Raw genomic sequence first — 20547 nt, forward strand, 5'->3', positions numbered from 1 at the left:
AGGGAGCGAGGATCAATCCCGGGTGACGAACGCAATGAAGAGACGGAAGGCGAGCCACAGCAGGGCCCCGCAACCCACAGCCAACAGCGACCACAGCAACGGCCTCACGGCGCCCGCACCTTCAATCCGACCGCTCAGCCCGACGACTCCGGCGACAGCACGAACGGACGGATCTCGCCCGGCATATCCACGGACGCCTCGAGTGCTGCGGCGAGCGCCAACAGCCGCGGCGCATAACTTCCGTCATCGACCTCACGCGCCGTGAAGGTCGTGCTCATGACAGGCGCCCGTTCCAGGATGTCGCCGACCTCCGCCGCGGCGTTCTGGCCACCCTTGCCGCCCATCACCGCGACGACGGCCACCCGACGAATGCTGTCCCGGAAGCTTGCGACGAAGCTGCGCATCGGGCTCGCCAGACGGTACACCCAGATGGGCGCCACCAGCACCACCAGGTCGAACTGGACCGGGTCTGGGCCGTTGTAGACGATGGGAGGCTTGAGCCGCAGCAGCGACTCGACGGCGCAGCGCAGCGTGACCCATGCCTTGCGCGGATGCCGCTCCTGGATTTGCACGCTGGTCCAGTTGCGCGAACGGCACAGCAACTCCGTCAGGCGGGCGCCAGTACCAGTCATCGAATACGTGACGACGAGGATCTTGCTCATGCAATCCAGCCTAGGTGCTGGGGCCGATGGCGGATTGACCTAGCGCAAGCCCTGCTTCGATGCCGGACCGAAGCGACGGACAAGCCCCGGTGTCTTGATCCAGCGCAAACGGCCCGGACGCGGCCTGCCTAGAGTGGCTTCAGATTGAGCAGGTCTCATATGTCCGACCGCGTCAACCCACATCCTTACCCGCACCAGCCCGTTGCGCCCAAGGTCGATCTCGCCTCACCACTATGGCCTTGGGCCGCGGCATCGACGCTCTACAGCCAGGCCGCGTGGTGGAGAGCCGCCGAGAACTGCCTCTCGAACCTGGCGCCGCCCACTTTGACCCGCGGGCCGCAGCCGCCCGCTACGCCAGCGTTCCACAGGGCTGTGCGCACTTCGGCAACGGGCCGCTGCAAATGGCCTGGGAGGTCTGGGCTCGCATGGGGCCGGATGCGCTGCGGCATGACGTAGAAGAGATCTGAAGGGCGCTAGCGGGAACAGCCACGCAAGGAGAAACGACATGGCGATCCGAACCATCCTCGTCAACCTCGACAATGGGAAGCACACGCGCGCCCGGGTCGCCGCAGCCGCTGCGCTGGCCATTCAGCACGATGCCCACCTCGTCGGCCTCGCATCCACCGGATGGGTGATCGCAGCGGCCGATGTCGATGGCTCGCTCGGGCTGGGGGCCTACCAAGCGGCCGCCATGCGGGAGCTGAGGGAACTTGCGCAGGGCTGCGCCGAGGATTTCCACCAGCAGGTCGAGCGGTTGGGCGTGCTGTCGCACGAGGAGCACATCGAGCTGGGCTACCCAGCCGACACGATGCCACGGGCGGCGCGCTACTGCGACCTGACCGTCATGACCCAGACGGACCCCGACGATGACTACGTGCTGCGCACACCCCACCTCGCCCAGGACGTGCTGTTGCAGTCCGGCCGGCCGCTGCTGGCCCTGCCCTACGCGGGCGAATGGACGGTCGCGCCCGCCACCCGAGTTCTGGTGGGCTGGAACGCCAGCCGGGAGGCGGCTCGGGCGATGCAGGACGCCATGCCCTTCCTGTGCAAGGCTGCAAGCGTCGAGGTCGTCGTCTTCGAGACGCCCGAGGACGTGGATCTGGAGCACGGCGACGTGCCAGGCGCCGACATCGGGCTGTGGCTGGCCCGCCATGGCGTCAAGGTGGACGTCAGGTATGTCGCCACCGACGTCGCCGCGGGTGAGGCCCTGCTGTCGCACGCCGCAAACATGGGCGCCGACCTCATCGTCGCCGGTGGCTATGGCCATTCGCGGTTCCGCGAGGTCGTGCTGGGCGGTGTGACACGCACACTGCTGCACAGCTCGCCCGTCCCGGTTCTGTTGTCGCACTGACCGTCGACCATGCCGCTCAGGCTGCAGCGCCCGCCGACCTGGCTGCTGGTCGGCATCATGATGTTGCTGTGGCTGGCCTGGGTCTCCCGCGCTGCCTGGCAGACCAGTCAGGGCATCGAGGTACTGTCCTACAGCGCCTTCGAGGACAAACTGCGCGATGGCGAGGTGTCGCAGGTCACCATCAGCGACGGGCGCGTTGTCGGCGAGCTGAAGATCCCGGATGCCCAGGGTCACCGTCAGATTGCGGCGGAACTGGTCGATCCGGGCCTGGCCGAACGCCTGTCGAAGTTCGGCGTGAACTACCAGCAGGTGCACGAGTCGACGCTGTTGCGCGACCTGCTATCGTGGATCGCACCCTTTCTCGTGCTGATGGTGTTCTGGAGCGTGATGGCACGACGCGCCGGCGGCCTGAGCGGCGGTGCCGGGCTGATGGGCGTCGGCCAGAGCAAGGCGCGGCTGTACAACGTGGAGCGCAACACCGGCGTACGCTTCGAAGACGTGGCCGGCGTGGACGAGGCCAAGGCGGAACTGCGGGAGCTGGTGGAATTCCTGAAGGACCCTGAGCGGCATGGCCGTCTTGGCGCTCGCGTGCCCAAGGGCGTACTGCTGGTCGGCCCCACCGGCACCGGCAAGACCCTGCTGGCGCGCGCCGTGGCCGGCGAGGCAGGCGTGGCCTTCCTCACCATCAGTGGCTCGGAGTTCATCGAGCTCTTCGTCGGCGTTGGCGCGGCGCGCGTACGCGACCTGTTCGAGCAGGCGCGAGCGAACGCACCGGCCATCATCTTCATCGACGAGCTCGACGCTCTCGGCAAGGTGCGCAGCGTCATGCCGATCGCCGGCGGCCACGAGGAGCGCGAGCAGACGCTGAACCAACTGCTCGTCGAACTGGATGGCTTCGACCCCAGCGTCGGCGTCGTACTGCTGGCCGCGACGAATCGTCCCGAGATCCTGGACCCCGCCCTGCTGCGCTCCGGACGCTTCGACCGCCAGGTCCTGGTGGACCGGCCGGACCGGACCGGCCGCCTGGCCATCTTGAAGGTCCACGCGCGCAAGATCCGCATGGCGGCGGGCACCGACCTGGAGCAGGTTGCCGCGATCACGGTCGGGCTGGCCGGCGCCGACCTGGCCAACGTGGTCAACGAAGCCGCGCTCACAGCCACGCGCCGCGGCGCCGACGCCGTGGAACTCGCCGACTTCACGGTCGCCATCGAGCGCCTCGTGGCCGGCATCGAGAAGAAGAGTCGATTGGTCACCGTGCGGGAACGGGAATGGGTCGCCACGCACGAGCTGGGCCACGCCTTCGTCGCGCTGATGCTGCCCTCCACCGACCCCGTGCACAAAGTGTCCATCGTGCCGCGCGGCATGGCGGCGCTGGGCTACACCCTGCAGCGCCCGAGCGATGACCGGCACCTGATGCGCAAGTCCGAGCTCACCGACAAGCTGGCCGTGCTACTGGGCGGCCGCGCCGCCGAGATCATGGCCTTTGGCGAACCGTCCACAGGCGCCGCCGACGACCTGGCCAAGGCCACCGACCTGGCGCGGGACATGGTGCTGCGCTTTGGCATGGACGACCGGCTTGGGCCAATGTCGCTGGCGGGAGCGCATGCTGTCTTCCTACCGACGCCCGAGAGTCCGTCCCCGGGCCAGCCGCCAGCGGGCGCTCGCACGACCCAGCGCGTCGACGAGGCCGTCCATGCCCTGCTCGAGGAGGCACAGGCCCGCGCGACGGCCCTGCTGTCGCAGCGACGCGGCGCGCTCGAGCGCGGCGTGAAGGCGCTGATGGCACAGGAGACACTGGACGAGGCGCAGCTGAAAGCATTTCTTGCTGCCGAGCCGCCCCCGGCGCAACCGCCTGTGCCTGCGGCCGCATCCTGAACAGACAGCGGATGCCGCCGCGTCAGCGAACGATCATCACCGGCACGGTGGCCATCGACAGCACCCCCTGCGACTGGCTGCCGAGCAGGTGCGCCATCTTGCCGCCCAGGCCATGCGAGGACATGACGATGAGATCGCAGTTCTCGCGCTGCGCGGTCGCGACAATCTCGTGGCGGGGTGACTTTCCGCTGATGACCACGCGCCGCTCGACACGCGTGTCACCCTGCACGGCACGGACGACAGCCTCGTCCAGCAGGCGCCGCCCCTCGGCCAGGATCTCCTCGCGCAGTTCCGTCGCATCCGGCCGGGAGCTCACCACGGCCTGCAGGTAGTCGGACAACCCGTAGTCATGCATCACGAGCAACGCCGTCACGCGCGCCCCACCGCCCAGCCGCAGAGCCAGCTGGATCGCCTTGTCGGCCAGCAGCGAGCCGTCGGTGGCCACCAGCACATGCTTGAAAACGTTCTCCATGTCTCGCACCTCACGCGTCAGCGGATCAGCAGCACCGGGACCTTGGTGCGCGCAAGCAACCGGTAGGACACCGATCCCAGTAGCGCGCTGGCGAGCGCGCCAGCGCCCTGCGAGCCCATCACCAGCAGGTCCGGCTCTTCCGCGTCGACGATCGCCGCCAGCCTGTCACCCGGATGACCCACGGCGTGCCGCTCGCGCAGCCGCCAGCCCTGCATCTGCGCGAACGCCCGCACCGGGCGGAACACCTTCTCGCGCTCGTCTGCGTAGTACGACTGCAGCAGCCCGCGCGGCAGGACCTGGACCGCATGGGGCGGGATCTCTTCCGTCACGTTCAATGCGACGAATTCGTTGTCCTTGCCGACCAGTTCGTCGTGAGCAGCGATGTAGCTCAACATGCGCTTGGTGTAGGCACTGCCATCGACCGCGAGAACGATCTTCATCGAGCGCTCCTTTCGCCCGCCTGGGACGATGAGCCGATGCTGCGCGCACTGGCGTCGAGACAGCTTGCGATGGATCAATCCCTGCCCCCGAGACCTCGCCAGAATCCCCTGTGCCGGCCCACTTCCGCGCTCTGCGGCGTCGCCGATGTCCAAGATGCATGCCATGGTCCTGCAGCGTCCGGGAGCTTCCCTGCAACTGCAGGAACAGTTCCTGCCGGCCCCCGCCGCGGGTGAGGTGCTGCTGCGCGTCCTCGCCTGCGCGGTCTGCCGCACGGACCTCCACGTGATGGACGGCGAGCTCCCGCAGGCCCGCTACCCCATCGTGCCAGGGCACGAGATCGTGGGTGTTGTCGAGGCGCTGGGGGCGCAGGTAGCAGGACTGCGCCTGGGTCAGACCGTCGGCCTCACCTGGCTGGGCAGGAGCTGCGGCAGCTGCAGCTTCTGTCTCGGCAAGCAGGAGAACCTCTGCGACGAGCCCGAATTCACAGGCTGCACGCGTGACGGCGGATTCGCCACCCACACGCTGGCCGACGCGGCGTTCTGCCTGCCGCTGAGCGACTTCCAGGCGGAGGATCCCGAGCACACTGCTCCGCTGCTGTGCGCGGGCCTGATCGGCTGGCGGGCACTCCGGGCTGTAGGCAAGGAAACCCGCGTGTTGGGCCTGTACGGCTTCGGGGCCGCGGCCCACCTGCTCGCCCAGGTCGCGACGGCCCAGGGACGCTCCGTTTATGCGTTCACCCGCCCCGGCGATGCGGATGGCCAGGCCTTCGCCCTATCTCTCGGTGTGGCCTGGGCCGGCGGCTGCGACGAGATGCCGCCCCAGCGCCTGGACGGTGCCATCCTGTTCGCGCCGGCGGGCGAGCTGGTGCCGCAGGCGCTCGGTGCGGTACGCAAGGGTGGCGTGGTGGTCTGCGGCGGTATCCACATGAGCGACATCCCGTCGTTTCCGTACCGGCTGCTGTGGGAGGAAAGGCGCTTGTCGTCCGTAGCCAACCTTGCCCGGCGCGACGGCCGCGAGTTCCTGCGCACCGCCGACACACTTCGCCTGCGCGCCCGCACGACCCGCTATCCCCTGCGGGATGCCAACCTCGCGGTGGCCGACCTGCGCCAGGGCCGGGTCATGGGTGCCGCCGTGCTCATTCCCTGATGGATTGACGCCGCGCAAGGTCCGGACCGCCGGTGTTGCCGACGATGACAGCCATGACGCAACGTCACCTCGACAAACTGCTGATGCCCCGGTCCGTCGCCGTCTTTGGCGCGTCAGATAGGCCCGCCCGCGTCGGCACCACCGTTTGGAAAAACCTGGCGGCGGCCGGGTTCAACGGATCAATCGCGCCAGTCAATCCCCGGCTGCGGGCGCTGGACGGCGTGCGCTGCTATGCCGACGTGAGCAGCCTGCCCTTCGTGCCGGATCTGGCCGTGTTGTGCACGCCGCCGGACACCATAGCGCCGCTGATCGCCGAACTCGGCGAGCGCGGCACCCGTGCCGCCATCATCGTCACCGCCGGGCTCACGCCGCAGCAGAAGCAGGCGGCGTTGGATGCGGCCAGGCCTCACGTCCTGCGGCTGCTGGGCCCCAACTGCATCGGCCTGCTGCGACCGCAGCTCGGGCTGAACGCGAGCTTCACCCAGGCGAATGCCCTGCCCGGAGACCTCGCCCTGGTCTCCCAGTCCGGCGCCCTGCTGACGGCGCTGCTCGACTGGGCGAACACGGAGCGCATCGGTTTCTCTCACCTGATCTCCCTGGGTGAACACTTGGACGTCGACTTCGGCGACCTGTTGGACTACCTGGCCACGGACCGCCAGACCCGTGCGATCCTGCTCTACATCGAGTCCATCACTTCGACGCGCAAGTTCATGTCGGCTGCCCGCCTGGCGGCCCGCATCAAGCCGGTCATCGTCGTGAAGGCTGGCCGCAGCCTGGCCGGCATGAGGGCCGCCGCCTCGCACACCGGCGCGCTCGCCGGCGAGGACATCGTCTTCGACGCCGCCATCCGCCGCGCCGGCATGCTGAGGGTGGACACGCTGAAGGAACTCTTCATCGCGGCCCAGACGCTGGCCCGGTTCCGCGACAACCGCAGCGCCGAGCTGATGGTCATGACCAATGGCGGAGGCGCCGGCGTCATGGCGGCCGACGCCGCCTCCAGTCTCGGCGTGAAGCTGGCGCGGCCGGGAGAAGCGCTGATGCGCTCGCTCAACACGGTCCTTCCGGCGAACTGGTCGCACGCCAACCCCATCGACATCATCGGCGACGCACCGGCCCAACGCTACGTGGACACGCTGAAAGCGCTGTTCGAGGCGCCGGAGGCGGGCGCCCTGCTGTTCGTCCACGCGCCGACTGCCATCGTCTGCAGTCATGACATCGCCGAAGCTTGCGCGCCCCTGATCGCGAGCCGCCGAGGGCGTGTCATGAGCTGCTGGATGGGCGGCGAGACGCTCTCAGCGGCCCGGCGCCTGTTCGAAGAAGCCGGCATCGCCGACTACGAAACACCGGAGGAGGCCGTGCGGGCGTTCGCGCTGATGCAAACCTATCGGCGTAACCAGGCCACGTTGCGCGAGGCGCCCTCGGCCAGCGCGAACGCGGAACCGGACCTGCCTCGCGCCCGCCGCATCGTCGGCGCCGCCCTCGCTGCGGGCAATGAATGGCTCGACGAGGTGACCGCGAAGCAGTTGCTGGCCGCCTTCGGCATCCCCGTCGTCGAGACCCGCCGAACCGCACCCACTCCCGATGCAGCAGCGGACGCGGCCCGCCAGATCGGAGGGACGCTGGCGCTCAAGGCCATCTCGCCGGACATCCTGCACAAGTCCGACGCCGGGGGCGTGCGGCTGAACCTCGCCGGCGAGGACGCAGTGCGCGCCGCTGCCCGAGACATGCTCGCCCACCTCCATGCGTCGCGCCCAGAGGCTCGCATCGAAGGCTTCAGCGTCCAGGCCATGGCACAGCGCCCGAACGCGCAAGAACTCATCGTCGGCGCGCATGTCGACCCCATCTTCGGGCCCGTGGTGCTGTTCGGCCAAGGCGGCACGGCCGTAGAGGTGCTCGGCGACCGCGCCGTCGCCCTGCCGCCGTTGAACCGCGTCCTGGCGCAAGAGCTGATCGAGCGCACGCGGGTGGCGCGCCTGCTGGCTGGCTACCGGGGCCAACCACCCGCGCGGCTCGGTGCCGTGTGCGATGCGCTGATCGCGGTGGCGCGCATGCTGGCGGAATTGCCTGAACTCGCCGAGCTGGACATCAATCCGATGTGGGCCGACGACAATGGCGTGCTGGCGCTGGACGCGCGCGTACGTCTGTCTGCCACCCTCCCCTCGGGCATCGGCCGGTTTGCGATCAGGCCGTATCCCGTCGAACTCGAGCGTACGCTGCACTGGCAGGGAAACCTCGTCTTCATGCGCCCCATCCGGCCGGAGGACGAGGCGCAGCATCGCGAATTCCTGGAATCGGCCGACCCTGAGGACATTCGCATGCGCTTCTTCGAAGTGGCGCGCCCGCTCTCGCACGATGATCTCGCCCGGATGACGCAGATCGACTACGAGCGCGAGATGGCGTTCATCGTCATCGACCCGCACGCCGCCGGCGGGCCGCGCACGCTGGGCGTAGCCCGCCTTGTTCGCGACCCCGACAACGTGGAGGCCGAGTTCGCGGTGATGGTAAGGAGCGAGCGCAAGGGCCAGGGCCTCGGGCGACTGCTGATGCAGGCCCTTCTCGACTATGCGGCCGCCCGGGGCACGCAGCGCATGTTCGGCTATGTGCTGCGCGAAAACCGGGCCATGCTGACGCTGGCCAGGTCGCTAGGCTTCGAGAGCCACGCCGATTCCGACCAGCCGGCGGAGATGCTCGTCGTCAGCCGGGAGGTAAAGCGGCCGGCATAGGCGCCGGACTGCACGCGGAGCCGACTATCGCGCCATCGACGACTTCGATCGTCCGGTCACAACGCTGCGCCAGCGCAGGGTTGTGAGTCACGAACAGCACGGCGGTCTTCTGGGTACGGTTAACGCGCCGCAGCAGTTCGAAGACGACGTCGGCAGACCTGTTGTCCAGGTTGCCGGTGGGCTCGTCGGCCAGCAACACCGCGGGCCGCATGGCAAGCGCTCTCGCCACGGCCACGCGCTGCTGCTCGCCGCCGCTCAGGTTCAGGGCGAGGTTGTCGCAGCGATGGGACAGGCCGACGCTGTCCAGCAGCTCCCGAGCCCGCTCACCCATCGCCCTGCTCGGAAAACCCGCATCTCCCAGCATCGGCATCATGACGTTCTCGAGCGCCGTGAACGCACCGATGAGATGGTGATACTGGAAGACAAAGCCGATGCTGCGGCCACGCAGCCGCGTCAACGCAGCGTCGTCAAGGCGGGTCGTTTCCTGCCCTCCGATGGACAGTAGACCTGAGGTCGGCCGGTCGAGCAGGCCCACGATGTTCAGCAGCGTGCTTTTGCCGGAGCCCGATGGCCCCATCACCGCGCAGAACTCGCCGCTGCCGAGTTCCAGGTCGATGCCGTGCAGCACCTCGATTTCGGCTGGCTGCCCGACGTTGAAGGCCTTGCGCACCTGTTCCAGGCGCACGACGACCTCCACCTGCGTAGCGTCAGCCACGGATCGCCACCACCGGGTCGAGACGCGCGGCGCGCAACGCCGGCGCCACCGCTGCCAGAACCCCTGTAGCGCTGGCCAGCAGCAGCGCCGCGACGAAAAGCAGCGCATCCAGCGTAACCGGCACCAGCGGCAGGCCATCCGGCCCCCGTGCCAGCTGGCGCCACAGCAACAGCGCTGCGGCACCGATCGCCGAACCGACGGCGGAGCCAGACAGGCCCAGCAGGCCACCCTGGAGCAGGAACAAGCGCAGGATCCTGCCGCGCGTCACGCCCATAGCCCGCAAGATCCCGATCTCACGGGACTTCTGCACGACCGACACGAACAGCACGCTCGCGATGCCGAACGCGACCGACAGGCCGACAAAGAAGCGTATCGCCGTGTTGGCCGTGATCTGCGCCTGCACGGCACTGAAGAACTGCGCATTGGTCTTGATCCAGCTGTCCGCCTCCACGCCCGTTAGCGCCGTGATGCGCTGAGCCACGTCTTCGGCGCCATAGATGTCGGCCACCGTCACATCCAGGCTCGACACCCCGCCCTGCAGGCCGAGCAGACTCTGGGCCGTGTGCAGCGCCATATAGGTCGTGCGCTGATTGGCCCCTTTGCTGCCCAGATCGAAGATGCCGCTGACGGTGAACACCGCATCCGCGCCGGAAGCGGCGGTCACGCGCAGCTTGTCACCCACACCCAGGCCCAGGTCGCTCGCCAAGTCGGTGCCGATCAGGATGTCGTTGGCGCTCAACCGCGTCCCGCCCCGGACGATCTTGTCCGGCAGCGCGACGATGCGGAAGTACAGCGCCGGATCGATACCCACCACCGAGATGGCCCGGCTGGCCTCTCCCCGGATTACCAGCGCGGATCCCGTCGCCGAGGGCGACACGGTGAGCACCTCGGGCAGCGCGCGGATCTGCGCAGCGACAGCCGGCCACTGGTCGATTGATTTGAGCCGCTGCAGCGGTGCCTGCTGCATGGCATCCTCCACGACGCCCGGCAGGCCACCGCGCAGCGCCCTGACCTTCTCCTGCGGCGGCAGAAGCTGGATGTGGGCCTGGGCCGTCAGCACCCGCCGGATGAAGTTCGCCTGCAAGCCCGTCAGCAGCGCCGACATGAAGACGATGACCGCAACGCCGACGGCGACGCCGCCAATGATGAACACGGTCTGCCAACGGCCCTCGCGCAGAAAGCGCGCGGCAACGATCCACTCGAAAGGCTCCCAGCTCCTCATGGCGACGCGCCAGCCAACCGGATGCGCGCGCCGTCCTCCAGCTGCGCGCTGCCGGGCACGAGCTGGTCCCCGGCCTGGAGGCCTTCGATCACCTCAACGAAGCCCGTGCCGTGCAGGCCCAGCTTGACGGGCTGGCGCCGGGCATGGCCGTCCTTCACCTTCAACACCCACGGCGAAACCGTCTCGGCATCGTGCAGCAGGTCCGCCGGCACCGCCAGCACATGATCGCGTCGAGCCACTTCGACGTCGACTGACACCGTCATGTCCTGACGGAGGTAGCCGGGCGGCGAAGGCACGCGCAGCTTCACCTCGACCGACCCACGCTGCACGTCGATGCCGGGATTGATGTAGACGACTTCGGCGCCGAAGCGCCGGTCCGCGAAGGCATCGGCCGACGCCAGGGCCTTCTGACCGAGCGAGAGCAGTCCCAGGTTCTTCTCGTCAAACTGCACGACAAGCTGGGTTTCCCCCGCGGGGGAGAGCACCATCAGCGTCTTGCCCGGCTGCACGACGTCGCCTCGCTCCACGTCGCGACTGATGAGCAGGCCATCGACAGGTGCCGTCACGGTTGCATACTGCAGGCGCGCCCGCGCCGCGTCTGCACTGGCGCGGGCCTGTTCGAGCGCAGCGACGGCGACCGCAACGTCGCTGCCTCCCGAGAGGGTGGTTTCGAGCTGCCTTCGCGACGCGCCGACCTGGGCATCCGCCAGCTCAACACTCTTGCGCGCGTCGTCCAGCGCCGCCTGGCCCACGAACCCTTGCCGGAACAGGTCCTCCTGGCGGAGCAACTGCGCACGCGCATTGTCCAGTGTGGCCTCTGCCTGCCTCAGCGTCTGGCCGGCCACGGGTCGCTGCACCTCCTGCAACTGGCGCAATCGTGCCTGAGCCTGCGAGACGGCCACGTCGGCCTCGCGCGCCGCCGCACGCAGCTCCCTGTCATCGAGTTCCACGAGATGCTGGCCGGCCTTCACCGCCTGACCTTCTTCTACGGGGACTTGCACCACCGTGCCGACGATCTGCGATCCCAGATCCACGCGATGAGGCGCCTCCACCCGACCGGTGGCGACCACGGTGCGCACCAGGTCACGGGGCGCGACCGCCACCGTCTGCACCGGCACGCCGAGCAGCCATGCTGCCGTGAGCATGCCGGCGACCACGACCACCGCCACGCCGGCACTGACGTAAGCCACCCGCACGCGGTCACTCTCCCCGAACCAGCATGACGGGCACCGTCGCCGATCGCAGTATCTGCTCGGCATCGCTGCCGAGGAAGAGCCGGCGCACCCCGCGGCGACCATGCGTGCCGATGACGATCAGGTCGGCCTTCCAGGCGGCGGCCTCCTCCACGATCTGATCGGCAACGCGGCCGGACAGCACTTCGCGCAGCGTGTCATCGACCTCGATCCCAGCCGCCTCGACGCGGCCTCGCGCGCCTTGGAGGATCTGGTTCCCCGCATCGCGCAGCAGCGGCAGCACCTCGGCTGCGTAGCTTGCAAATCCATCCGCGCCAATCGCGACTGACATTGCATCGACGACGTGGATAAGCCGGATGCGTCCACCGCTCAGCTTGGCAAGCGTGATCGCTTCTGTCAGTCCCTTTTCGGACGTGGTGCTCCCGTCGGTGGGAACGAGGATGCGCTGATACATACGTCGCCTTCAGGTGAATGCCGCGAGGGCCGTGACGTCACCTTAGGGCAATGCGGCTCTTCGCCAGTTGATCGCCGTCAAGCGCCGTGCGGCCTCGGCACCTGCCTTGGCGACTAGAGTCCGTCGACCGACTGTTCATCGGCTGTTCACGCACTGTTCCACGCCGTCGACCGCTTGTGACGGGCGATTTGCATTGGCGGCCTAAGCTTCCCTGGTCGGATGCTAATTCAGGAGTCGTGATGGGCGCTTCGACAATCGCCAGCCGCGACGAGCGGCACTACGAACTGCGCTTTTGCTCGTTGTTCAACGAGGGCCGCGGCTACGCCTTCCCCTGCGACCTGCAGGGACGGGTCGATCTGGACGAGCTCAGCGAGTGCGCGCGCCAGAACTACCTCTATGCGCGCGCCATGATCGGCCGCGAGTTCGACTGTCCTCAGGTCCGCACCCCTCTGCATTGAATCGAGTCTGCAGAACGCGTCTCCAGCGCCAGCCTCGTCCTGACGACCGGCTGCATGACCGCCAATGCCTCCAAGCGCGCTTGGCACGGTCCCGCGGCCAACGGCTAGCCTCCCGGGCCTTTCCGAGTCCAAGCCCGCAAGACTCCCAGCAAAAGCACCGCCCTGCCGACTTGCGGGGGCAGCGAGACCCATCCTCGTCCGGCCCGCAGCGGCCGACCTGAAGCGTCACGGCTGCGGGAAGCCTTCACGCAAGTGCGCGCAGGCCCTCAAAGCCGATGTAGAGCCCCACCAGCAGGATCAAGGCACTCGAGAGGTACGGCGCCTTGCGCGCGAATGCCCCGAAGCCGCTCCAGTGCTTGGAGACATGCTTGACGCTCAGCGCCGCCATGGCGCCGGAGGCGATCATCGTGACCGCCAGTCCGATGCTGAAGCACAGCACCAGAGCCGCACCGAGAGTGATTTGCTTGAGCTGCAGGCACAGCAGCAGCACGGTGATCGATGCCGGGCAAGGGATCAGCCCACCCGTGAGTCCGAAAATCACGATCTGTCCGGTCGTCACATCGCGGTTGGCGAAGCGGCGTTTGATGTCATTGGCATGCGCCCGCTCATGCGCATCCTGGATCTCGAGGTCACCAAGCACCAGGCCTTCATGAGGATGGTCGTGCTCCTGGTAGTCCAGGTCATAGTCATGCCGGTGCCCCTCGTGCCCCAGGCTCAACCGCGCCTCGAACTCGTGAGGCTCCGGAATCTCGGCCACGGATTCCAGGAAGCCCTCTCGCTGGACGAAGGAAAAGGCCTGCGTCGATCCGTCGCTCCGGGATATCGTGAGTCCGACCTCGGCGGCAGCCCAAGGCCGCCCCTTCTCGCTGTAAAGCCGGAATCGCGGCGGCACGCCCCGCTCGAAGATCTCGAGGCGAACCGCACCGTGGCCGGTATCCACCCGTTTCGTCTCGTCGTGAGCATGTCCGTGGTCGTGATCGTGATCGTGGCCCGCGGACTGTTCGCGCCAGGTCCGCCACAGCATCCAGGCGGCCACGCCGACAATCAGGGCTGCCGAAGCGACCTGAAAGTATGGCTCCGTAGTCTCGGCATTCCAGTTCTGCCCGAAATGCAGGCCGGCAAGGGCGACAAGCCAGACCACGGCCGTGTGCGACGCCGTGGCCGACAACCCCAGCAGCACCGCTTGGCCCAGCGTCCCCCGAATGGCGACGATGAAGGCCGCCATCATCGTCTTGGAATGCCCTGGCTCCAGTCCGTGCAGGGCGCCCAAGAGGATGGCGCTCGGGACGAAGACCCAGGCATTGCCTTGCTGCAGCAGGCTTGCAAATTCGGTCATGATCGGGTCGGACTGGCCTGATGGCTGCCGCGCAGATTGATTTGAATGTACTGTACCCCAGTACCCTATATTCTCGAGAGATGACCCATACCGTCAAAGGCCAGAAGAGCCTGCTGGCTCGCGTTCGCCGCATCAAGGGCCAAGCCGAGGCGCTGGAGCGCCTGATCGGCGGCAGCCAGGACATGGACTGCGGCCGCGTGCTCCAGCAGATCGCTGCCATTCGTGGCGCCGTGACCGGCCTGATGGCCGAAGTGCTGGAGGGCCACCTGCGCGAGCACGTGGCGGGCGAAAACCTCACGCCTGAGCAGCGCCAGGACGAGATCGAGGAGGTCGTGTCCGCCCTGCGCACCTATATGCGCTGACTGCCGCATGCCGGTCCAGCGATCGCACTGTCGACATCTCCAACAGCCGCCTCATCGGGCTGGACGAGTGCGGGGTGACCTTCCGCTGGAAGGACTACCACGCCAAGGGCCGCATCCGCTACGAGGCCATGACGCTCGACCCGGGCGAGTTCATGCGCCGCTTCCTGCTGCGCGTGTTGCCCGGCGGCTTGCATCGCATCCGCCATTACGGGCTGCTGGCCAACTGCAGTCGCAGCGTCAACCTGACTCTCGCACGGCACTGCCTGCAAGTGCCGGCGCAGGAACGCTGCCCCGCGAGGATTCGCTGGCCGCTGCGCGGCCGACCTTCGTCTGCCGGCACCGCGGCCACGCAATGGTCATCATGCAGACCTTCGAGCGCGGCGAGACGATTCGCGCGCCCCACCTCGGCCAACGTCATGAACGCTCCCCGCTGCCAACGCCACACCAACTCGCCGATGCTCCACGCGTCGGCGTGGCCGCCTCGCGTTCAATGCGCCGGGCCCCGCGCTGAGCGCGATCTCGCGCACCTTCGCCAACATTCGCTTCGCCGCAACGAGCCCGCGTGCTCATCGAGCTCGCATGCTCCGCGCCGCCGCGCGCCAGCAATCGCCAAAGCTTCGATCAACAGCACCACGTGCGCCGCGGTTTCCTCCCTCGAGTCTTGCTCTACACCTGCCCTTCACGCCGGAGTCGTTCGCACCCTTGGCCTGTCGCGCGGGCAGGTGTTGAACAAAACTAAACATTAGCGGGCGCTTAAGCTACCGTGGCGGATGAGCATCTGTCAGCCTCGAGCGACCATCGCCGCTAGACCGTCGCTTCGCAGCGACAGCAGGCCTCCCATCCCCCGAGCGCAGGGCTCACCCGGCGGTGCGTGCTGACGAGGCGCTGAGCGGCATCGCCAGTTCACGCCGCAGCGCCTGCACCAGTGCTTGCGCTGGAGCCCCCAGGCGCCGGCCCTGGCGAGTGATCAGGCCCAGCGTGCGCTCGATACGCGGCTGCCTGAGCGACACCCCCAACAAAGCCGCGCCGGCCCGCAGGGACAGCGCCAGCCGAGGCACCACCGCCACACCCAGCCCCGCCTCCACCAGGCCCAGGGCGCCGGACACGTGGTTGGCTTCGAACTGCACGATAGGCCGCTGCTTCAGGCGCGACAGCGCCTGATCGATCAGCACGCGGTTGCCGCTGTCACCGGCCACCGCCACCATGGGCTCCGCCAACAAGTCGCGCCAGTTGAGGACAGTGCGCTGCGCCAAGGGGTGGTCGGTCCGCAGGGCCAGCACATAGTCCTCGGTCAGCAGCGGCTGGAAGTCGATCTCGGGATGCGAGGCGCCGGTGAAGCTCAGGCCGAGTTCGGCCTCGCCCGACTGCACTGCGCGCAAGACCTCGGGCGCCCCCTCGTCCAGCATGCGCAAGCGCAGGCCGGGGTGGTCGGCGGCCAACCGGGCAAAGGCTCGCGGCAGCAACGCACTGGCCACCGTCGGGATGCAGGCCACCGTGAGGCTCGCGGCACGGCGCGCCACTTCCCGCTCCACCTCGTCGACCCCGGTGCGCAGGGCCGCCAGGCCGCGCTCGGCGTGAGCCAGGAACTCCCGCCCCTCCGGTGTCAATGCCACCCGGCGCGTGGTGCGCTCCAACAACCGCACCTCCAGCACCTGCTCCAGCTTGTCGATCCGACGGCTGAGGGCGGGCTGCGACAGGAACAGCGCGTCGGCCGCCCCCTTGAAGCTGCCGGCATGTGCCACGGCCACGAAGGCCTGGACTTCATCCAACGTCAGATTGATGCGCTTCACGGAATAGTGGTTCCAAATAATGCACTTAACAAAATAGTGTGCCCGTTGCACCATCGCTTCACAAGCAGGCCATCAAGCGCCTGCAACACACAACGGAGACACTCTTGAAGCGGAAACACATCCTGTCGGCGGCGCTCCTTTCCCTCGCGGGCGGCGGTGCCGTCGCTCAGAGCAGCATCGTCGTCGGCGGCCTCCTCGACTCGGCCGTCCGCTACGTCCACAACGATGGCGGCGGCTCCATCAAGTCCTTGGTGAGCGGATCCAACCAGACGAGTCGCCTCTACTTTCGCGGGGACGAAGACCTCGGTGGAGGCCTTGCAGCGGGCTTCTGGCTGGAGTCCGGCACCAACATCGACACCGGCACCAGCACGGGCGGTACGCAGTTCTTCGACCGTCGCGCCACCTTGTCGCTGTCGAGCCGCGGTATCGGTGAGCTTCGCCTGGGCCGCGACTATGTGCCGACCTATGCCATCTGGGTACGCCACGACCCCTACTCACACGTCGGCGTGGCGGGATCGAACAATTTCTCGTCTTCGTCTCAGCAAGGACCCATCCGAAGCGCATTCGGCACGGGCCCGAACACGACGGTCCGATCCAGCAACGCCGTGGAGTTCCTCCTGCCGTCCGACCTCGGTGGGTTCGAGGGGGGCTTGATGGTGGCGGCCGGCGAAGGTGGAACCGCGGCGAATGGCCAGGACAAGCTGATCGGCGGCCGCCTCGGATGGCAGAGCGCCTCATTCGGCGCGCATGCGAGCCGCGTGGTCACCTCCAATGAACTCACGGCGTCCGGCAAGTTCAAGGACACGCTGCTCGCCGTGAACGGGACCGTTGGCCAGGTGCGGATGAACGCCGCGCTGCGCAAGTATGAGCAAGCCCTGTCCGAGCAGACCCTCTTGCTGCTTTCGAGCGTGGTGACCTGGGGCCAGGTCGAGCTTAAGGCGTCCTACCTGCGGGCCAACATGAAGGGCACGGTGGGCGCGACGGTGATCGACGCCAACGATGCGACGCAGATCGGACTCGGTGCGGTCTACAACCTGTCCAAGCGGTCGGCGCTCTATGCCCAAGCGGCTCGCATCGACAACGACGGCAAGGCGAGCTTCTCGATCCCGGGGGGCACGACGATGGTCGCCGGCGGCAGCTCGAAGGCCTTCGAAGCCGGAGTGCGCCACAACTTCTGAGCGGGGCCTCGAGCCACGGATGCCGGCCGGGCGAGCCGGTGAGACCTGCGCCACGTCCCGCCTCACCTCATCGACGGCGCCACGCAGAGCGGCCCGGCCGCGCCGCCTGGACTCGGTCCAGCCCTCTGATCCATTGACAAACAGGAGACAAGCCATGAACCCCACGCAACCCGGCCAGCGCTCGCTGGCTCGCCTCGCCCTCGTCCTCCTCGCCAACCTGCTGCTGATGCTGGCCGCGCCGGCTGTCCGGGCCGACGAGGTGCGCGTCGTCAGCTCCGGCGGCTTCGCCTCGGCCTACAAGGCGCTGGCCCCGGCCTTCGAGAAGGCCACGGGGCACACCCTGGTCAGCGGCTGGGGGCCGTCGATGGGCGAGACGAAAAACGCGATCCCCCAACGGCTCGCTCGACAGGAGCCCATCGACGTGGTGATCATGGTGGGCAGCGCCCTGGATCAGCTCGTGGCGCTGGGCCAGCTCGACGGCGCCACCCGTACGGTGCTCGCCAGCTCGCGGATCGCCCTGGCCGTGCGTCGTGGCGCGCCGCCCCCCGCCATCGCCACGGTGGAGCAGCTCAAGCAAGCGCTGCTCGCGGCCAAGTCCATCGCCTACTCCGACAGCGCCAGTGGGGTCTACCTTTCTCAGGTGCTGTTCCCGCGACTGGGCCTGTCCGAGTCCTTGAAGGGCAAGGCGCGCATGATCCCCGCCGAACCGGTGGGCCAGGTCGTGGCGCGTGGCGAAGCTGAGCTTGGCTTCCAGCAGCTCAGCGAGTTGCAGCACATCGAGGGGATCGATGTGGTCGGCCTGCTGCCCGAAGACGCACAGGAAGTGACCCAGTTCTCGGCCGCGGTCGTGAAGGGCGCCGCCCACGCGCAGGCAGGTCAGGCCCTGATCCGCTTCCTGGCGTCGCCCGATGCGGCCCCCGTCATCAACGCCACCGGCTTGACAGCCGCACAACGCTGAGCCGCCGCTCGCGCACTTTCCCACCGATTCGGAGACCTTTCATGACACGTCGCACTTTCCTGCAGACCAGCCTGGCCATCGGCCTGACTTGCGCCCTGGTGCCCACACTCAGCCAAGCCCAGTCGGCGCCCATCATCATCAAGTTCAGCCATGTGGCCGCGGTGGACACGCCCAAGGGCCAGGGTGCCGAGCGCTTCAAGAAGCTTGCCGAGGAACGCACCAAGGGTCGGGTCAGGATCGAGGTCTATCCCAACAGTCAGCTCTACAAGGACAAGGAAGAGCTGGAGGCATTGCAACTGGGCTCGGTGCAGATGCTGGCGCCCTCGGTGTCCAAGTTCGGGCCGTTCGGCGTCAAGGAGTTCGAGGTCTTCGACCTGCCCTTCGTCACGCCGGACCAGGCCAGCTATCAGAAGGCTGTCGGCGGCGATTTCGGTGCTGCGATGCTGAAGAAGCTGGACGTGAAGGGTGTGCACGGCCTGGCCTATTGGGACGCAGGCTTTCGCGTCATCACCGCCAACAAGCCGCTGCGCAAGCCGGAAGACTTCAAGGGCCTGAAGATCCGCATCAACTCGTCGAAGGTGATCGACGCGCAAATGCGGGCCGTCGGCGTCATGCCCCAGACACTGGCTTTCTCCGAGGTCTATCAGGCGCTGCAAACCGGCGTGGTGGACGGGGCCGACGTGACGCTGTCCAACGTCTACACGCAGAAGCTCTTCGAGGTGCAGAAGTACGTGACGCTGCTGCATCACTCGCACCAGGCCTACGCGGTGGTGGTCAATCGCAAGTTCTGGGAGGGACTGCCAAAGGACCTTCGGGAGACGCTGGAGTCCGCCATGGCTGACGCCTCCACCTACGCCAACGGCCTGACCCTGGCCGAAGAGCGCAACGCCTACGACAAGATCAAGGCGGCCGGCAAGGCCGCGCTGGTCGAGCCGACGCCGGCCGAACGCGAAGCCATCCGCGCCGTGATGGTGCAGACCCACAAAGACATGGAGGGGCGTCTCGGTCGTGACACCATGCAGGCCTTGTATAAGGCCACGGGGTTCAACGCCGGCAAGCGGTGATCGCTGGCGGCTCCTGCATCCCTGTGGACGGCCAGGCTTCACCCACGGACAATCGTCGCACCTGCCTTGCGGGCGAATGGCTTGTGATACAGGCCGTGGCTGAATCGCGGAGACTTGCATGCATCCCGGACTCCAGAAGATCGCCGACGAATTGAATTCGTCCGGAGGCCATCGCGATCTGGCCCTGCACTTCGGCCTGGCCTGCGTGGAAGATGTGGCCGACAACCTGGAGAGCGATAAAGTCATCGCTATCCTTCAAAGTTTCCGAGCGTGCCTGGCCCACTTCGGGCCGGAGGCAGAAGCCGAACTGAACGACCTGGCGACAGCGATGATGTCGCTGGCCTCCAGCCATCCGGGTTCAGGATCGATCGACGGAACACGGCATGCCGCCGTCTCCGCGACCTATGCGCTGGCCAGAGCCGTGCGCGGTCAAGCCATCGAGGCTGCCGCCTATGCCGCCTATTCGTGGGTTTATGGATACGGCGGTTACGCCGTCTCGGATCCGGAAGCCTTCTCGGAGGTCCATGCCCGGCAACTGGCGCGCTTGCAGACACTGATGCATGCCACGGCGCACGCCGATCGCTGACTGCCCTTGGGTCATCGCCCCCGGCGACTGTCGAACCCTCGGTGCCGCAACCTGATCGACCCCGCGCGCACCGCTGAACGCTCGCTGTTCCAGTCCCCGCAAGTTGCAGTTGCTTGACGGGCATGGGCCAAGTCCCGTTCAAGGTGCCACGGCTGCTTACTGTCCTGTCGAGAACCACGGGAAAAAGCAGCGCTGATACTGGGCGTACGATGATGGTGGGAGAACCGTCACCTTCGGGCACGACGATGGTCTGGCGTACTGCAACTAGCGCCCTCAGTGGCTCTAGCTCAAGGGGCCAAGATGTCCCGAATCATTTTCACGGTAGGCTGCCGCCCACCTGCCTTAATCCTGGGCGCGTGATTCTTCGCCTGGGCCTCTGCCCAGAGCGAATCTACATAGCCAAGTTGTCGATAGAAAGATGCTATGTAGGACGGCTCAGGTTTCCCCTTGAGCTACAAACGAATTCCAGTTCTCTGTTGTCAAGGAGTATGGAAATGACCAAGTCCTCAGCAGTCCTACAAGTCAAGGATACGACTCGGAGTACAGCCCTGTACATGAGCT

Annotated in this window: 19 protein-coding genes and 1 pseudogene; 11 read left to right on the forward strand and 9 right to left on the reverse strand. The window is 67.3% G+C overall.

Annotated elements, in window-relative coordinates:
* Positions 1–134: 134 nt before the first annotated feature.
* Positions 135–662: a flavodoxin family protein gene (locus tag JOY88_RS17820; RefSeq protein WP_293503968.1), complete on the reverse strand. Its 528-nt coding sequence runs from the start codon at positions 660–662 to the stop codon at positions 135–137.
* Positions 663–1167: 505 nt separating this feature from the next.
* On the opposite strand from JOY88_RS17820, the gene JOY88_RS17825 reads away from it, so the two are divergent.
* Positions 1168–2013 carry a universal stress protein gene (locus tag JOY88_RS17825; protein ID WP_293503969.1) on the forward strand — a complete coding sequence of 282 codons (846 nt, stop codon included), beginning with the start codon at positions 1168–1170 and terminating at the stop codon, positions 2011–2013.
* Positions 2014–2022: 9 nt separating this feature from the next.
* On the forward strand, positions 2023–3888 hold the full coding sequence (ftsH, locus tag JOY88_RS17830; RefSeq protein ID WP_367269818.1) for an ATP-dependent zinc metalloprotease FtsH: 1866 nt from the start codon (positions 2023–2025) through the stop codon (positions 3886–3888).
* Between the two features lie 22 nt (positions 3889–3910).
* On the opposite strand, the gene JOY88_RS17835 is transcribed toward ftsH, so the two are convergent.
* Complete coding sequence (locus JOY88_RS17835; RefSeq protein ID WP_293503970.1) at positions 3911–4360, reverse strand: universal stress protein; 450 nt, start codon at positions 4358–4360, stop codon at positions 3911–3913.
* A 17-nt stretch (positions 4361–4377) separates the two neighbouring features.
* A complete protein-coding gene (locus tag JOY88_RS17840) occupies positions 4378–4800 on the reverse strand; it encodes a universal stress protein (RefSeq protein ID WP_293503971.1) in 423 nt (140 codons plus the stop codon).
* A 154-nt stretch (positions 4801–4954) separates the two neighbouring features.
* On the opposite strand from JOY88_RS17840, the gene JOY88_RS17845 reads away from it, so the two are divergent.
* Complete coding sequence (locus JOY88_RS17845) at positions 4955–5947, forward strand: zinc-dependent alcohol dehydrogenase family protein (RefSeq protein ID WP_293503995.1); 993 nt, start codon at positions 4955–4957, stop codon at positions 5945–5947.
* Between the two features lie 53 nt (positions 5948–6000).
* The gene (locus tag JOY88_RS17850) at positions 6001–8670 is read left to right on the forward strand and encodes a bifunctional acetate--CoA ligase family protein/GNAT family N-acetyltransferase (RefSeq protein ID WP_293503972.1); all 2670 of its coding nucleotides are present in this window, start codon (positions 6001–6003) and stop codon (positions 8668–8670) included.
* Here the strand turns inward: JOY88_RS17850 and JOY88_RS17855 are convergent.
* From JOY88_RS17855 to JOY88_RS17870, 4 genes are read right to left on the reverse strand one after another with little or no spacing between them, the layout of a single operon-like run.
* Complete coding sequence (locus JOY88_RS17855; RefSeq protein WP_293503973.1) at positions 8642–9367, reverse strand: ABC transporter ATP-binding protein; 726 nt, start codon at positions 9365–9367, stop codon at positions 8642–8644. The two genes, JOY88_RS17850 and JOY88_RS17855, sit on opposite strands and share 29 nt — an antisense overlap.
* A 10-nt stretch (positions 9368–9377) precedes the next feature.
* The gene (locus JOY88_RS17860) at positions 9378–10607 is read right to left on the reverse strand and encodes an ABC transporter permease (RefSeq protein WP_293503974.1); all 1230 of its coding nucleotides are present in this window, start codon (positions 10605–10607) and stop codon (positions 9378–9380) included.
* Positions 10604–11803: an efflux RND transporter periplasmic adaptor subunit gene (locus JOY88_RS17865; RefSeq protein ID WP_293503975.1), complete on the reverse strand. Its 1200-nt coding sequence runs from the start codon at positions 11801–11803 to the stop codon at positions 10604–10606. The genes JOY88_RS17860 and JOY88_RS17865 overlap by 4 nt, the downstream gene beginning before the upstream one ends.
* Before the next feature lie 4 nt (positions 11804–11807).
* Positions 11808–12254, reverse strand: coding sequence for a universal stress protein (locus JOY88_RS17870; protein ID WP_293503976.1), 447 nt, complete (start codon positions 12252–12254; stop codon positions 11808–11810).
* Positions 12255–12493: 239 nt separating this feature from the next.
* On the opposite strand from JOY88_RS17870, the gene JOY88_RS17875 reads away from it, so the two are divergent.
* Complete coding sequence (locus JOY88_RS17875; RefSeq protein WP_293503977.1) at positions 12494–12712, forward strand: hypothetical protein; 219 nt, start codon at positions 12494–12496, stop codon at positions 12710–12712.
* Positions 12713–12956: 244 nt separating this feature from the next.
* Here the strand turns inward: JOY88_RS17875 and JOY88_RS17880 are convergent, their stop codons facing one another.
* Positions 12957–14048: a nickel/cobalt efflux protein RcnA gene (locus JOY88_RS17880; RefSeq protein WP_293503978.1), complete on the reverse strand. Its 1092-nt coding sequence runs from the start codon at positions 14046–14048 to the stop codon at positions 12957–12959.
* 80 nt (positions 14049–14128) lie between these two features.
* On the opposite strand from JOY88_RS17880, the gene JOY88_RS17885 reads away from it, so the two are divergent.
* Both JOY88_RS17885 and JOY88_RS23215 read left to right on the forward strand, forming a co-directional pair.
* Positions 14129–14410 (forward strand): metal/formaldehyde-sensitive transcriptional repressor, encoded by a 282-nt coding sequence (locus tag JOY88_RS17885; RefSeq protein WP_293503979.1) that lies wholly within the window; start codon positions 14129–14131, stop codon positions 14408–14410.
* A gap of 29 nt (positions 14411–14439) precedes the next feature.
* Positions 14440–14810: pseudogene (locus JOY88_RS23215) on the forward strand (transposase); the annotation flags it as partial.
* Between the two features lie 457 nt (positions 14811–15267).
* Here the strand turns inward: JOY88_RS23215 and JOY88_RS17895 are convergent.
* Positions 15268–16200 carry a LysR family transcriptional regulator gene (locus JOY88_RS17895; RefSeq protein WP_293503980.1) on the reverse strand — a complete coding sequence of 311 codons (933 nt, stop codon included), beginning with the start codon at positions 16198–16200 and terminating at the stop codon, positions 15268–15270.
* Between the two features lie 104 nt (positions 16201–16304).
* On the opposite strand from JOY88_RS17895, the gene JOY88_RS17900 reads away from it, so the two are divergent.
* The 4 genes from JOY88_RS17900 to JOY88_RS17915 all read left to right on the forward strand — a co-directional run bounded on the left by JOY88_RS17900 (position 16305) and on the right by JOY88_RS17915 (position 19986).
* The gene (locus JOY88_RS17900) at positions 16305–17378 is read left to right on the forward strand and encodes a porin (RefSeq protein WP_293503981.1); all 1074 of its coding nucleotides are present in this window, start codon (positions 16305–16307) and stop codon (positions 17376–17378) included.
* Positions 17379–17532: 154 nt separating this feature from the next.
* Positions 17533–18336, forward strand: coding sequence for a substrate-binding domain-containing protein (locus JOY88_RS17905; RefSeq protein WP_293503982.1), 804 nt, complete (start codon positions 17533–17535; stop codon positions 18334–18336).
* Positions 18337–18377: 41 nt separating this feature from the next.
* Positions 18378–19400 carry a DctP family TRAP transporter solute-binding subunit gene (locus tag JOY88_RS17910; RefSeq protein ID WP_293503983.1) on the forward strand — a complete coding sequence of 341 codons (1023 nt, stop codon included), beginning with the start codon at positions 18378–18380 and terminating at the stop codon, positions 19398–19400.
* A gap of 118 nt (positions 19401–19518) precedes the next feature.
* Positions 19519–19986 carry a hypothetical protein gene (locus tag JOY88_RS17915; protein ID WP_293503984.1) on the forward strand — a complete coding sequence of 156 codons (468 nt, stop codon included), beginning with the start codon at positions 19519–19521 and terminating at the stop codon, positions 19984–19986.
* Positions 19987–20547 lie beyond the last annotated feature (561 nt).

Origin of the sequence: Roseateles sp. (assembly GCF_019237615.1) — a bacterium.
In the GTDB taxonomy this organism is placed as follows: Bacteria; Pseudomonadota; Gammaproteobacteria; order Burkholderiales; family Burkholderiaceae_C; genus Pelomonas.

Excerpts from the sequence above, each read along its gene's own strand:
- JOY88_RS17875 (WP_293503977.1), top strand. The coding sequence starts at position 12,494 with ATGGGCGCTTCGACAATCGCCAGCCGCGACGAGCGGCACTACGAACTG.
- JOY88_RS17825 (WP_293503969.1), top strand. The coding sequence starts at position 1,168 with ATGGCGATCCGAACCATCCTCGTCAACCTCGACAATGGGAAGCACACG.
- JOY88_RS17850 (WP_293503972.1), top strand. The coding sequence starts at position 6,001 with ATGACGCAACGTCACCTCGACAAACTGCTGATGCCCCGGTCCGTCGCC.
- JOY88_RS17835 (WP_293503970.1), bottom strand. The coding sequence starts at position 4,360 with ATGGAGAACGTTTTCAAGCATGTGCTGGTGGCCACCGACGGCTCGCTG.
- JOY88_RS17885 (WP_293503979.1), top strand. The coding sequence starts at position 14,129 with ATGACCCATACCGTCAAAGGCCAGAAGAGCCTGCTGGCTCGCGTTCGC.
- JOY88_RS17845 (WP_293503995.1), top strand. The coding sequence starts at position 4,955 with ATGCATGCCATGGTCCTGCAGCGTCCGGGAGCTTCCCTGCAACTGCAG.
- JOY88_RS17840 (WP_293503971.1), bottom strand. The coding sequence starts at position 4,800 with ATGAAGATCGTTCTCGCGGTCGATGGCAGTGCCTACACCAAGCGCATG.
- JOY88_RS17910 (WP_293503983.1), top strand. The coding sequence starts at position 18,378 with ATGACACGTCGCACTTTCCTGCAGACCAGCCTGGCCATCGGCCTGACT.
- JOY88_RS17915 (WP_293503984.1), top strand. The coding sequence starts at position 19,519 with ATGCATCCCGGACTCCAGAAGATCGCCGACGAATTGAATTCGTCCGGA.
- JOY88_RS17905 (WP_293503982.1), top strand. The coding sequence starts at position 17,533 with ATGAACCCCACGCAACCCGGCCAGCGCTCGCTGGCTCGCCTCGCCCTC.
- JOY88_RS17820 (WP_293503968.1), bottom strand. The coding sequence starts at position 662 with ATGAGCAAGATCCTCGTCGTCACGTATTCGATGACTGGTACTGGCGCC.
- ftsH (WP_367269818.1), top strand. The coding sequence starts at position 2,023 with ATGCCGCTCAGGCTGCAGCGCCCGCCGACCTGGCTGCTGGTCGGCATC.
- JOY88_RS17860 (WP_293503974.1), bottom strand. The coding sequence starts at position 10,607 with ATGAGGAGCTGGGAGCCTTTCGAGTGGATCGTTGCCGCGCGCTTTCTG.
- JOY88_RS17880 (WP_293503978.1), bottom strand. The coding sequence starts at position 14,048 with ATGACCGAATTTGCAAGCCTGCTGCAGCAAGGCAATGCCTGGGTCTTC.
- JOY88_RS17870 (WP_293503976.1), bottom strand. The coding sequence starts at position 12,254 with ATGTATCAGCGCATCCTCGTTCCCACCGACGGGAGCACCACGTCCGAA.